The 13,632-nt window shown below is 58.0% G+C and carries 9 protein-coding genes and 1 pseudogene; all 10 read right to left on the bottom strand.

Annotated features, from left to right (window positions below; genetic code table 11):
• Window positions 1-220: 220 nt before the first annotated feature.
• Window positions 221-1,561, bottom strand: a complete 1,341-nt coding sequence (locus tag F0169_RS20155; protein WP_172979494.1) for a Wzz/FepE/Etk N-terminal domain-containing protein — start codon at window positions 1,559-1,561, stop codon at window positions 221-223.
• A gap of 360 nt (window positions 1,562-1,921) precedes the next feature.
• On the bottom strand, window positions 1,922-2,161 hold the full coding sequence (locus tag F0169_RS20160; protein WP_058412951.1) for a lipopolysaccharide assembly protein LapA domain-containing protein: 240 nt from the start codon (window positions 2,159-2,161) through the stop codon (window positions 1,922-1,924).
• A gap of 29 nt (window positions 2,162-2,190) precedes the next feature.
• Window positions 2,191-2,487, bottom strand: a complete 297-nt coding sequence (gene ihfB / locus F0169_RS20165) for an integration host factor subunit beta (protein WP_017848846.1) — start codon at window positions 2,485-2,487, stop codon at window positions 2,191-2,193.
• Between the two features lie 338 nt (window positions 2,488-2,825).
• Window positions 2,826-4,520: a 30S ribosomal protein S1 gene (gene rpsA, locus F0169_RS20170; protein WP_017136102.1), complete on the bottom strand. Its 1,695-nt coding sequence runs from the start codon at window positions 4,518-4,520 to the stop codon at window positions 2,826-2,828.
• Window positions 4,521-4,639: 119 nt separating this feature from the next.
• Window positions 4,640-5,329 carry a (d)CMP kinase gene (cmk, locus tag F0169_RS20175; protein ID WP_003172653.1) on the bottom strand — a complete coding sequence of 230 codons (690 nt, stop codon included), beginning with the start codon at window positions 5,327-5,329 and terminating at the stop codon, window positions 4,640-4,642.
• Window positions 5,326-7,535, bottom strand: a pseudogene (locus F0169_RS20180) (bifunctional prephenate dehydrogenase/3-phosphoshikimate 1-carboxyvinyltransferase). The gene cmk and the pseudogene F0169_RS20180 overlap by 4 nt, the downstream one beginning before the upstream one ends.
• Window positions 7,536-7,563: 28 nt before the next feature.
• The gene (gene hisC, locus F0169_RS20185) at window positions 7,564-8,676 is read right to left on the bottom strand and encodes a histidinol-phosphate transaminase (protein WP_152747447.1); all 1,113 of its coding nucleotides are present in this window, start codon (window positions 8,674-8,676) and stop codon (window positions 7,564-7,566) included.
• 9 nt (window positions 8,677-8,685) lie between these two features.
• The gene (pheA, locus tag F0169_RS20190; protein WP_058412934.1) at window positions 8,686-9,780 is read right to left on the bottom strand and encodes a prephenate dehydratase; all 1,095 of its coding nucleotides are present in this window, start codon (window positions 9,778-9,780) and stop codon (window positions 8,686-8,688) included.
• The gene (gene serC / locus F0169_RS20195) at window positions 9,780-10,865 is read right to left on the bottom strand and encodes a 3-phosphoserine/phosphohydroxythreonine transaminase (RefSeq protein WP_058412953.1); all 1,086 of its coding nucleotides are present in this window, start codon (window positions 10,863-10,865) and stop codon (window positions 9,780-9,782) included. Before serC ends, pheA begins: the two co-directional genes overlap by 1 nt.
• A 109-nt stretch (window positions 10,866-10,974) precedes the next feature.
• Window positions 10,975-13,632, bottom strand: a complete 2,658-nt coding sequence (gene gyrA / locus F0169_RS20200) for a DNA gyrase subunit A (protein ID WP_152747448.1) — start codon at window positions 13,630-13,632, stop codon at window positions 10,975-10,977.

Genomic DNA, 13,632 nt, shown 5'->3' on the forward strand with positions numbered 1-13,632 from the left:
CAAAACCCTCAACCCTGGCAAACCGTCAAAAAACCTGACGATCAATAAAGCAAAACTTGAGCAAACCACCCGACGATTGGAGCTTCTCAGCCATTCACAGTTCCGGGCGCCTGAAGCAGTATCAGCGCCGGAATATGTTGATCTCGCTTGAAAGAGATTACCTGATTAGCCATCTGATAATTCGCTCACGCTACGAAAGGTGAGCGAGGCTGGAAAATGCTCAAAGCGACCTAAGGCTTGTTTGCCAGCGCCGGCGTGGCTTTATCCTTCGCGAGCGCAGGCTCAGAGGTAAAAAAAACCGGCCGCGCCGCAGCAAACTGCGGGCGACCGCCACTGCACCACCTAGCGCAAGACCTGCGATCAAACCGATCAAAAGGATCAGCAATTTTCTCGGTTTGACTGGACGCAGTGGCTGTAAAGCCTGCTGATCTACAACGGCGAGCTTGAGCTCATCCATATTTGTGTTGAAAAACTTCAACCGTACGACTTCAGCACGCAGCGGCTCTACACCCGCGAGAAAAATATCTTCATTTTTACGCTGGCCCAGCACTTCGACTTCACGGTTGGCCTTGAGCAACTGCAGCTCTTTGGCAATTTGAGCGATACGCCCTTCAGTAAAGTCATCTGACTTGCGCGCCAACAACGCCGCGCGCTCAGCTTGAAGCGCTTCAACCCCCATAAAGTAGAGCGGGATTTGCTGATTGTTTATCTCTGTTCGCATGATGCTACCGCTTTCACGGCGCGACTCGCCCAACGATGTCGGCGAGGAAGGTTTTTCTATGCCCAACGATTTGGCGATGCCTATCGCCTCATTTAATTGAGCGATGCGGTCAGCCCGTTGGATTTTCAGCTGCTCACGAAGCGCTTTCAGTTCGTCCGTCAATTGAGCACGCCGGAGGCTGTCTACTTCTTGCAAAGAAGCGATCTTGGCTTCCTTGGTATTGAGATAATTGGCCCGTGCGGCGTCGAGCTTACCGGATATTTCATTGAGCCTATTTTGTATGATGACAGTCAAGTCAGCCGCAATTTGCTTACGCTCAGACGCGATGGCATAGCCCACGAAATTGTTAAGAATTGCAACGCCATCAACGCCTTGCGGATAATTCATCTCTAGCCTGATGAAAGCGCTGATAGAGTTAGACGTCTTTGCGTCGGGCATTACGAGCTTGATCGAGTTTTGATTAAACGCTTCGAAACTTTGCTCAAGGCTGCGCCCTGGACGAACAAAGCTCTTGAACAATTGTTGATTCTCGCGAAAAAACCCCAAGCGCGTCTCGTACGACTCCAGCGCCGCGCCCACTTTTAAAAGCGCCTCCCCGGAAGACAGCTTATAAAGCTCGGACCGATTCAACGCATCCAGCTCATTGATAGCGGCAGGACGCAAAACGCTGCTTACCTGATATTCCGGGGTCACCGAAAACGCGTAAATGCCGGCCACCAACACAGCGCCAGCGGCGAAAAGTGCGATGAGCTTTTTTTGCTGCAAGACGGATTGAAAAAGCGCGACGAGGTCGATTTCGTCGGACGGGGGCACCGATGGCGCTCGGAAATTACTACTCACAACAAAAACCTGCCTTCAAGGAGAAACTGCGGGCTCGTTATGCAGACGATTTGCGGTCTTTATTTATAATTATGTGAATACCGCTCACAACCCGGCGTCTCTGCTAGGTCAGGAACACACAAAAATGCCTGTTATCGAGAATGCCGAGCATTTTGCCATCTATCGCCTACATTACAAGTCTTGACAAGTATGTAGGGTATTTCCTTACGCCTATAAGGAAATTTCCGATACGCGCAAATATGACATACAGCCAGCGTTTTGAGAGGAGTCTTCGATCAAATTGATCGTCAGTACGCCAAGTTGCCCGACGAACGGATGAGCGGGCACCTTACGATACGGGCCAATCGAAATGGCCGGATGCTAAGCCCTGTGCTTCAGGCGCCGACTACTTTTTAGGCCGCTCAGCAACACAAGCGCAGGCCCCACTAGCAGACCAATGATCAGCGCCAACACCACAAACAGCGAAACAGGCAAGGACGGTGTAGCCCACCCAATAAACGACAAAGCTGTGTGTTGCTGGTTTTCCAGCACGAACGCCAAAACCGCGAACGCGATAACCAACACAATCAACACTGCAAAAACGCGCTTAACCCCACGCATAATCATCTCTCCCTCAAAACCAGTCACTCTCAGACGTTTTCTTCCTCGTCTTCGTTCACTCGATCACGCAACTCTTTGCCCGGCTTGAAGTGGGGTACAAATTTACCGTCGAGGCTGACGGACTGACCCGTTTTTGGGTTACGGCCAACACGCGGCGCACGATAATGCAGTGAAAAACTACCAAACCCGCGAATCTCGATACGATCACCGGTAGCCAGGCACTGCGACATCTGTTCAAGCATGGTCTTGATGGCCAACTCAACATCTTTCGATGAGAGCAGCCCTTGATGGGTGACAATTCGTTCGATCAACTCCGACTTCGTCATATTTTTCCCTTCTTTTTCAAGCAGCTAGGAAAAGCGCTTCCGAGGTTTTAGCATGGCCGGAGGATTTTGAACAGCCCGAGTATTGACTTATATTCAAAGCGTTAGGACGCAGCTCCGCGAACCACGGCTGGGCGCGCACCCGCGCCTTGCTCGCATGTAAGGCCGCAGGACAGCCAAAAGAGAGAATACCGCCACATAGAGCCCATAACCACGCACACCTTACCAGCACAGCCATAGCGCGCCAGAGCAGATCGTTACGCCTTATTGGCAACCAGCACCAAATTTCAGGCACAAAAAAGGGCGACCGAAGTCGCCCTTTTTCTATGGTCTGACAGAACTTAGTTCTGTTTTTCCATTTGTGCACGCAGCAGGTCGCCCAGAGTGGTCGGACCCGAAGCGATGTCAGAGGTAGCTGGCTTGTCGCGCAGGCTCTGAATAGCTTCTTTCTCTTCGATCTCGTCTTTCGACTTGATGGAGAGTTGGATCACGCGGCTCTTGCGGTCAACGCTGATGATCTTGGCTTCTACTTCCTGGCCTTCTTTCAGAACGTTGCGCGCGTCTTCAACGCGGTCACGGCTGATTTCGGAGGCTTTCAGAGTCGCTTCGATATCGTCGGCCAGAACGATGATGGCGCCTTTGGCGTCAACTTCTTTCACAGTGCCTTTAACGATTGCGCCTTTGTCGTTCTCTTGAACGTACTCGGAGAACGGATCGCTTTCCAGTTGCTTGATACCCAGGGAGATGCGCTCGCGCTCTGGGTCAACCGACAGGATAACGGTGTCCAGCTCGTCGCCCTTCTTGAAACGACGAACAGCTTCTTCGCCAACTTCGTTCCAGGAGATGTCGGACAGGTGAACCAGGCCGTCGATGCCGCCGTCCAGACCAATGAAGATACCGAAATCGGTGATCGACTTGATGGTGCCGGAGATTTTATCGCCCTTGTTGAACTGGCCAGAGAAATCTTCCCATGGGTTAGATTTGCACTGTTTGATGCCGAGGGAGATACGACGACGCTCTTCGTCGATGTCCAGAACCATAACTTCCACTTCGTCGCCGACTTGTACGACTTTCGAAGGGTGGATGTTCTTGTTGGTCCAGTCCATTTCGGAAACGTGTACCAGGCCTTCCACGCCTTCTTCCAGCTCAGCGAAGCAGCCGTAGTCGGTCAGGTTGGTAACACGCGCGGTAACGCGAGTGCTTTCTGGGTAACGCGCTTTGATAGCAACCCATGGATCTTCGCCCAGCTGCTTCAAGCCCAGGGAAACGCGGTTACGCTCACGATCGTACTTCAGAACCTTTACATCGATCTCGTCGCCAACGTTGACGATTTCGGAAGGATGCTTGATACGTTTCCAAGCCATGTCGGTAATGTGCAGCAGGCCATCGACGCCACCCAGATCGACGAATGCGCCGTAATCGGTGAGGTTCTTGACGATACCTTTGACTTGTTGGCCTTCCTGCAGGGATTCCAGCAGAGCTTCACGCTCGGCGGAGTTCTCTGCTTCCAGGACGCTGCGACGGGAAACGACAACGTTGTTGCGTTTCTGATCGAGCTTGATGACCTTGAATTCGAGTTCTTTGCCTTCCAGGTGCGTGGTGTCGCGCACAGGACGAACGTCGACCAAAGAACCTGGCAGGAACGCACGGATGCCGTTAACGTCGACAGTGAAGCCGCCTTTAACCTTACCGTTGATAACGCCCTTGACCACTTCTTCAGCTGCGAAGGCTGCTTCGAGAACAATCCAGCATTCAGCGCGCTTGGCTTTTTCACGGGACAGCTTGGTTTCACCGAAACCGTCTTCAACCGAGTCCAGAGCAACGTGAACTTCGTCACCGACATTGATAGTCAGGTCGCCAGCATCGTTGTAGAACTGTTCCAGCGGGATCAGAGCTTCAGACTTCAGACCAGCGTGAACGGTTACCCAGCGAGCTTGGTAATCGATATCAACGATAACACCGGTGATGATGGAGCCTGCCTGAAGGTTCAGGGTTTTTAGGCTTTCTTCAAAGAGTTCCGCAAAGCTTTCGCTCATTTTAATTCCTGTTGATAAGGGCGAAGAATACGCCCATCTCCACACCCCAGACGGTGTGGGTTAGTTTCAATTAGAAGAAGCACCGCAGGACTATGACTGGTCCCCTGCAGCCTTCTTGGTCACCCGGCAATATCGCGAATGGCGATTTCACTCAAGATGCGTTCCAGCACCTGCTCGATGGACAACTCCGTGGAATCCAGCTGAATAGCGTCAGCCGCCGGCTTAAGCGGGGCTACCGCGCGCTGGGTATCACGCTCATCGCGTGCACGGATCTCATCTAGCAGACTCGACAGACTAACACCATCGACTTTGCCCTTCAACTGCAAGTAACGGCGACGCGCACGCTCCTCGGCACTGGCAGTCAGGAAAATCTTCAGCGGCGCTTCGGGAAATACCACAGTGCCCATATCGCGGCCATCGGCCACCAGGCCCGGCGGCTCCTGAAACGCCCGCTGGCGCTGCAGCAAGGCGTCGCGCACGGCCGGTAGCGCGGCCACTTGGGAAGCCCAGGAGCCGACTTGCTCGTTACGCAGATCATCGGTCACATCGTCGCCTTCGAGGATGATGCGTTGCGGATGACCTTCCGTCGCGCCGACAAACTGCACATCCAGGTGCGCTGCCAGCAGCTTCAGGGATTCTTCGTTGGTCAGGTCGACGCCGTGGTTGCGTGCGGCAAACGCCAACAAGCGATACAGCGCGCCGGAATCCAGCAGGCACCAGCCGAGGCGCTTGGCCAGGATGCCGGCGATCGTGCCTTTGCCCGAGCCGCTTGGCCCGTCGATGGTAATCACCGGTGCTTTGATATTCACAATTGAGCCTCTTGGGCAACACGGATGCCGACGTCGGCACACAGTGTAAGAAAATTCGGAAAAGATGTAGCGACATTGGCGCAGTCACGAATACGAACAGGCGCCGCCGCCCGCAGGGAAGCCACGCTGAACGCCATGGCAACCCGGTGATCGCCATGAGCGTGCACGTCGCCGCCGCTGATCGGGCCACCGTCAATGATAATCCCATCGGGCGTCGGTTCACACTTCACGCCCAGCGCCAGCAGACCGTCGGCCATAACCTGGATGCGGTCAGACTCTTTGACCCGTAGCTCTGCGGCACCGCGCAACACCGTGCGCCCTTCAGCACACGCCGCCGCAATAAACAGCACCGGAAATTCATCAATCGCCAACGGCACCAAGGCCTCGGGAATCTCGATGCCTCGCAGCGCAGCGGCGCGCACACGCAGATCAGCAACCGGCTCACCGCCGACTTCGCGCGGGTTTTGCAGGGTGATGTCGGCACCCATCAACCGCAGAATATCGATTACTCCGGTGCGCGTCGGGTTGATACCGACATGTTCCAGCACCAGCTCGGAACCCTCGGCAATCGACGCCGCCACGAGGAAAAACGCCGAAGAAGAAATATCCCCTGGCACCTCGATACGCGTTGCGCTCAATACATGGCCTGATTCCACTGATGCCGTAGCACCCTGTACCTGCACCGGATAGCCGAAGCCGCGGAGCATTCGCTCGGTGTGGTCACGGGTCGGCGCAGGTTCGGTGACCGCGGTTGTACCCTCGGCGTACAGCCCCGCCAGCAACAGGCAGGATTTGACCTGAGCGCTGGCCATCGGCAGCGCATAGGTCAGGCCTTTCAGCGCCTGACCACCGCGAATGGTCAGCGGCGGACGCCCGTGCGGCGCGGTGTCGATGACTGCACCCATTTCCCGTAATGGCTCGGCCACGCGGCTCATCGGGCGCCTGGACAGCGATGCATCACCGGTCAGCACACTGTCGAAGCGTTGCGCCGCCAGCACGCCGCAGAGCAGGCGCATCGACGTACCGGAATTACCCAAATAGATCGGCCCCGGCGCTGGCCTCAAGCCATGCAGGCCCACGCCATGAATAGTCACGCGCCCATGGTGCGGGCCTTCAATCACCACGCCCATGTCGCGGAACGCCTGCAGGGTCGCCAGCGCATCTTCGCCTTCGAGGAAACCGTCGATCTCGGTCACGCCATCAGCCAGCGAGCCGAGCATGATCGAGCGATGAGAGATCGACTTGTCACCCGGCACCCGAATACGCCCGCTCAAGCGCCACCCGGGTTGGCAATAAAGGTCAGCTTATCGGTGTTCACTGCAGTTTCCACATAGGCCCGGCGCGCCAGGATCTTGCTGAAATGCTCGCGCGCCACCCGCGCACGGGTGAACACGCCCAATAATTGATGGCCATCACCCGCATCAACCGCGTCGCGCAAAGCGTCGAGGTCACTGCGGAAGGTGTCCAGGGTGCGCAATACCGCCTCGCGATTGGCGAGGAAGATGTCGTGCCACATCACCGGATCGCTGCCGGCAATGCGCGTGAAATCGCGGAAGCCACCGGCGGCGTAGCGGAAAATATCGAGGTTCTCGTTGCGCTTGGCCAAAGAGTCCACCAGACCAAAGGCCAACAGATGCGGCAAATGGCTGGTCGCCGCCAACACTTCGTCGTGGCGCTCGACCTGCATATGCTCGACATCCGCGCCCAACTCGCGCCACAGACGATCCACCACCGCCAAGGCTGCAGGGTCGGTTTGTGCAAGCGGGGTCAAAATCACCTTATGCCGACGGAACAACTGCGCGTTGGACGCCTCTACCCCGCTCTGCTCGGAGCCGGCAATCGGATGGCCCGGCACAAAACGCGCGGGCATACCCCCAAACGCCTGTTGCGCCGCGCGCACTACATTACCCTTGGCACTGCCGACGTCCGTCAGAATCGCCTGCCCCAAGTCCATACCGGCGAGCAGCGCGAGCAACTTCTCCATCGCCAGAATCGGCACGGCGAGCTGGATCACATCCGCACCCTGGCACGCGAGCGCGAGGTCTGCTTCACAGCGATCGACCACCCCCAACTCCACCGCCAGCCTGCGCGATTGCGGGTCCAGGTCGACACCTACCACTTCGCCACACAGCCCGCTTTCACGCAGGCCCTTGGCGAAGGAGCCGCCGATCAACCCCAGACCGACCACCACCAGGCGACCGATCATAGGCACAGCAGGTTGCAATGCAGTGACATCAACCACGAGCCAGAACCTTGGCCAGTGCCTCCAGGAAGCGTGCATTCTCGGCCGGCAAGCCGATGGTGATACGCAGATGGTTGGGCATGCCGTAATTGGCCACCGGGCGCACGATCACGCCTTCGCGCAGCAAACCCTGAAACACCGGCGCAGCCACTTGACCGAGATCGGCGCAAATAAAGTTGCCCCTGGAAGGAATCCAGCCCAGGCCCAACTCACGCAAGCCTTCCTGCAGCTGCAGCATGCCGCTTTGGTTGATGCGACGGCTTTCTGCCAGGTAGTCGGTATCCTGCACCGCCGCACAGGCCGCCGCGAGGGCGAGGCTGTTGACGTTGAACGGTTGGCGCACGCGGTTCAGCACGTCGGCAACCACCGCCGTCGACAAGCCGTAGCCGACCCGCAGCGACGCCAGGCCGTACGCCTTTGAGAACGTGCGCGAGACCAGCAGGTTTGGGTACGCCGCCAGAAAATCCAGGCCATCCGGCAGGTCGCCACCTTCGGCGTACTCGATGTAGGCCTCGTCCAGCACCACCAGCACGTGCTCCGGCACGTCTTGCAGGAAGTCGTTGAGTGCTTGCGCATCAAACCAGGTGCCGGTCGGGTTGTTCGGGTTGGCGATAAACACCACGCGGGTCTGGGCGTCAATCGCCGCCAGCATGGCTGGCAGGTCATGCCCCCACGCTTTGGCTGGAATAACCCGTGCATCGGCGCCGACGGCCTGGGTCACGATCGGATACACCGCAAATGCGTGGTCGCTGAACACCGCATTCAAGCCGGGTGCCAGGTAAGCACGCCCGACCAACTCAAGAATGTCGTTGGAACCGTTACCCAGCGTTACCTGGTTCAGCTCAACGCGGCACTTTTCGGCCAGCAAAGACTTGAGGGCAAAACCATTGCCATCCGGATAACGCGTCAGCTCGGCCAGCGCATCACGAATCGCCGCCAATACCTTGGGGCTTGGGCCCAGCGGGTTTTCGTTACTGGCCAGCTTTACAATGCTGGCCGGGTCGAGATTCAACTCACGCGCCAGCTCATCCACAGGCTTGCCTGGAACGTAAGGCGAGAGTTGTTGCACGCCCGGCTGCGCAAGGGCGAGGAAGTTGCCACTCATGTTAAAGCCTCACAAAACCGCTTTCGGGTAAGAGCCGAGCACCTTGAGTGCGACGGCTTCCTGACTGATTTTCTCCAGCACACCTTTGACCAGCGGGTCACGGTGGTGGCCGATGAAGTCGATAAAGAACACATAGGTCCATTTACCGCTGCGCGAAGGGCGCGTTTCGATTCGCGTCAGGTCAATCCCGTTGTCGTGGAACGGCACCAGCAGCTCATGCAGCGCGCCGGGCTTGTTGCTCATCGAGACGATGATCGAAGTCTTGTCGTCGCCGGTTGGCGGCACTTCCTGGCTACCGATCATCAAAAAGCGCGTGGAGTTGTCCGGGCGGTCTTCGATTTTTTCAGCCAGGCGCGTCAGGCCATACAGGCCCGCTGCCATATCGCCGGCAATCGCCGCCGAGTTCCACTCACCCTTGACCCGCTTGGCCGCTTCGGCGTTGCTGGACACCGCCACGCGCTCGACATTCGGGTAATGCGCGTCCAGCCACTTGCGGCACTGGGCCAACGACTGCGCGTGGGAATAAATACGGCTGATGCTGTCGGTTTTGGTGCTCTCGCCCACCAGCAGGTGGTGGTGGATGCGCAGCTCGACTTCGCCGCAGATCACCATGTCGTGCTCAAGAAAGCTGTCCAGCGTGTGGTTGACCGCACCTTCGGTGGAGTTTTCCACCGGCACCACGCCAAAGTTCACCGCGCCGGCCGCCACTTCACGGAACACTTCATCGATTGCCGCCATGGGCTTGCTGATCACCGCGTGGCCGAAGTGCTTCATCGCAGCGGCTTGGGTGAAAGTGCCTTCAGGGCCGAGATACGCCACTTTTAGTGGCTGCTCCAGGGCCAGGCACGACGACATGATTTCACGGAACAAGCGCGCCATTTCTTCATTGCCCAACGGGCCTTGATTACGCTCCATCACGCGCTTGAGCACCTGCGCTTCACGCTCAGGCCGGTAGAACACCGGCACTTCGCCTTCCGCCAGCGATGCCATTTTTACCCGTGCAACTTCCTGAGCGCAGCGCGCACGCTCACTGATCATCTGCTGGATTTTTTCATCCAGGCTGTCAATGCGAACACGCAGAGCCTTGAGTTCTTGATCAGACATTAGCCATGTTCCTTTTCGAACTCCGCCATGTAGGCAACCAGCGCGTTGATCGCGTGGATGTCGACAGCGTTGTAGATGGAGGCACGCATGCCACCTACCGAACGGTGGCCCTTGAGGTTCAGCAGGCCGCGCGCGTCGGCGCCGGCCAGGAAAGGTTTGTCCAGGCGGTCATCAGCCAGGCGGAACGGCACGTTCATCCACGAGCGGTCGGGCACGTTGATAGGGTTGCTGTACAAGCCACTGGCGTCGATGAAGTCGTACAGGGTGCGCTTTTTCACCTCGTTAAGCTTGCCCATGGCGGCAACACCGCCCTGCTCTTTCAGCCACTCGAAGACCAGGCCGGAGAGGTACCAGGCGAACGCCGGCGGGGTGTTGTACATCGAGCCGTTGTCGGCCGCGACCTTGTAATTGAGCATGGTCGGGCACAGCGAACGCGCACGACCCAGCAGGTCTTCACGAACGATGTTGACCAGAATGCCGCTCGGGCCGATGTTCTTCTGGGCACCGGCGTAGATCATGCCGTATTTGGACACATCGATCGGGCGCGAAAGAATGTCCGAAGACATGTCGCACACCAACGGTACGTCACCCACTTGCGGTACCCAGTCAAACTCCAGGCCGCCAATGGTCTCGTTCGCTACGTAATGCACGTAGGCCGCGTCCGCAGACAGCTTCCACTCGTTCTGACCAGGAATGGCGAAGTAGTCGTAAGGCTTGGCGGTGCCCGCCACATTGACGTTGCCGTAACGCGAGGCTTCTTCAATGGCCTTCTGGCCCCAGATACCGGTGTCGATATAGTCGGCGGTGCCGCCTTCAGGCAGCAGGTTCAGCGGGATCTGGGCGAACTGCTGGCTCGCGCCGCCTTGCAGGAACAGCACTTTGTAGTGGGAGGGTATGCCCAGCAAGTCGCGCAGATCCTGCTCGGCTTTGGTGGCAATGGACACGAACTCATCGCTGCGATGGCTCATTTCCATCACAGAGAGGCCTTTTCCATGCCAGTCGAGGAGTTCACCCTGCGCACGCTGCAGGACTGCTTCAGGAAGCGCCGCGGGACCGGCACAGAAGTTATAGGCTCTCTTGCTCACATCCAATCTCACTTTGATCTGGTGGTGGTCACGCAAACATATTCAGTCGACATTTCCGTGCGGACAAACAACAAGGGGGCGAATCTTCATCCGCCCCCTGTGTGTCCGCTTATTCCTGCGGTTCTTCTTCGTCTGCGGCAGCATCGAGGGCTGGCTCGTCGACGTTTTCATCGCCGGTTGCGAGGACCTCGCCATCAAGCGCTTCATCGTCTTCCAGCTCTTCGCCTTCAACTTCCGACGGTTCCTGCACACGCTCCAGGCCGACCAGTTTTTCGTCTTTGGCCAGCTTGATCAGTGTCACACCCTGAGTATTACGGCCCAGGCTCGACACTTCAGCGACACGGGTACGTACGAGGGTGCCCTGGTCGGAAATCAGCATGATTTCTTCGCCATCAAGCACCTGCACCGCGCCGACCAGACGGCCGTTGCGGTCGTTGCTGACCATGGCGATCACACCTTGGCCGCCACGCTTGTACTCCGGGAACTCGCTGATAGCGGTACGTTTGCCATAACCACGCGCCGAAGCGGTGAGGATCTGGCTGCCTTCTTCCGGGATCAGCATCGAAATCAGCTTCTGCCCTTCCGGCAGGCGCATGCCGCGCACACCGCGGGCGGTACGGCCCATGGCGCGAACGTCGGATTCCTTGAAGCGTGTCACTTTACCGCCATCGGAGAACAGCATGACTTCACGCTCGCCGTCGGTGATGGCGGCCGAAATCAACACGTCGCCTTCGTCCAGCTCCAGAGCGATCAGGCCCACGCTGCGCTGACGGCTGAAGGATTCCAGCGGGGTCTTCTTCACGGTGCCTTTGGCGGTCGCCATGAAGATGAAGTGACCTTCGGTGTATTCGTCGACCGGCAGCATGGTGGTGATGTATTCATCACTGTCCAGCGGCAACAGGTTGACCAATGGGCGGCCACGGGCTGCGCGCGAGGCTTCCGGAATTTCGTAGGTTTTCAGCCAGTACACTTTGCCTTTGCTGGAGAACAGCAGCAGCGTGGTGTGGCTGTTGGCTACCAGCAGGTGAGCAATGTAGTCCTCATCTTTTACGCCGGTCGCCGATTTGCCTTTACCGCCACGACGCTGGGCCTGGTACGCAGCCAACGGCTGGGTCTTGGCATAACCGCCGTGAGAGATGGTCACTACGCGCTCTTCTTCCGGGATCATGTCACCCAGCGTCAGGTCGAGACGTGCATCGAGGATCTCGGTGCGGCGCACGTCGCCGTACTCGGCGCGGATCACTTCGAGTTCTTCGCGGATCACTTCCATCAGGCGCACGGCGCTGTTGAGGATGCGGATCAACTCGCCGATCTGGTTAAGGATCTCCTGGTACTCGGCCAGCAGCTTCTCGTGCTCAAGACCGGTCAAACGGTGCAGACGCAGCTCCAGAATGGCCTGAGCCTGTTCCGGCGACAGGAAGTACTTGCCTTCGCGCAGACCGTATTGCGGGTCGAGGGTCTCCGGGCGGCAAGAGTCGGCGCCGGCGCGTTCAACCATCGCCACTACAGCGCTGGATTCCCACGGCATCTTGATCAGCGCTTCTTTGGCTTCCGACGGGGTCGGCGAGGCTTTGATCAGGGCAATAACCGGGTCGATGTTCGACAGTGCAACGGCCTGGCCTTCAAGGATATGCCCGCGCTCACGCGCCTTGCGCAGTTCGAACACGGTACGCCGGGTGACCACTTCGCGGCGGTGACGCACGAAGGCTTCCAGCAGGTCCTTGAGGTTCAGGATGCGCGGGCGGCCGTCGATCAGCGCAACCACGTTGATACCAAACACGCTTTGCAGCTGGGTCTGGGCGTAGAGGTTGTTAAGGATCACCTCGGGCACTTCGCCACGACGCAGCTCGATCACCACGCGCATACCGTCTTTGTCGGACTCGTCGCGCAGCTCGGTGATGCCTTCCAGCTTCTTCTCTTTAACCAGCTCGGCGATCTTCTCGATCAGACGCGCCTTGTTCAACTGGTAAGGCAATTCGGTAATGACGATCTGCTGACGGCCACCGACCTTGTCGATGTCTTCGATCATCGAGCGGGCACGCATGTAAATGCGCCCGCGACCGGTGCGGTAGGCTTCGATGATACCGGCACGACCGTTGATGATCGCAGCGGTCGGGAAGTCCGGACCGGGAATGTATTGCATCAGCTCATCGATGGTCAGCTCAGGATTGTCGATGAGGGCCAGGCAACCGTCGATGACTTCACCGAGGTTGTGTGGCGGGATGTTGGTGGCCATGCCCACGGCGATGCCGCTGGAACCGTTGACCAGCAGGTTGGGAATACGCGTTGGCATGACCGCCGGGATCATTTCGGTGCCGTCGTAGTTCGGCACCCAGTCCACGGTTTCTTTATGCAGGTCGGCCAGCAGCTCGTGCGCCAGCTTGGTCATACGCACTTCGGTGTATCGCATGGCCGCGGCGTTGTCGCCGTCGACCGAACCGAAGTTGCCCTGGCCGTCTACCAGCAGGTAGCGCAGGGAAAATGGCTGCGCCATCCGAACAATGGTGTCGTACACCGCAGTGTCGCCGTGAGGGTGATACTTACCGATCACGTCACCGACAACACGGGCAGATTTCTTGTACGGCTTGTTCCAGTCGTTACCCAGCTCGCTCATCGCGAACAGCACACGCCGGTGCACGGGCTTCAAGCCATCGCGCGCATCAGGCAGTGCCCGCCCGACAATTACGCTCATCGCGTAGTCGAGGTAGGACTGTTTCAGCTCGTCTTCGATATTGACCGGGAGGATTTCTTTGGCCAGTTCGCCCAT

It is taken from the genome of Pseudomonas kitaguniensis (assembly GCF_009296165.1).
Lineage (GTDB): Bacteria > Pseudomonadota > Gammaproteobacteria > Pseudomonadales > Pseudomonadaceae > Aquipseudomonas > Aquipseudomonas kitaguniensis.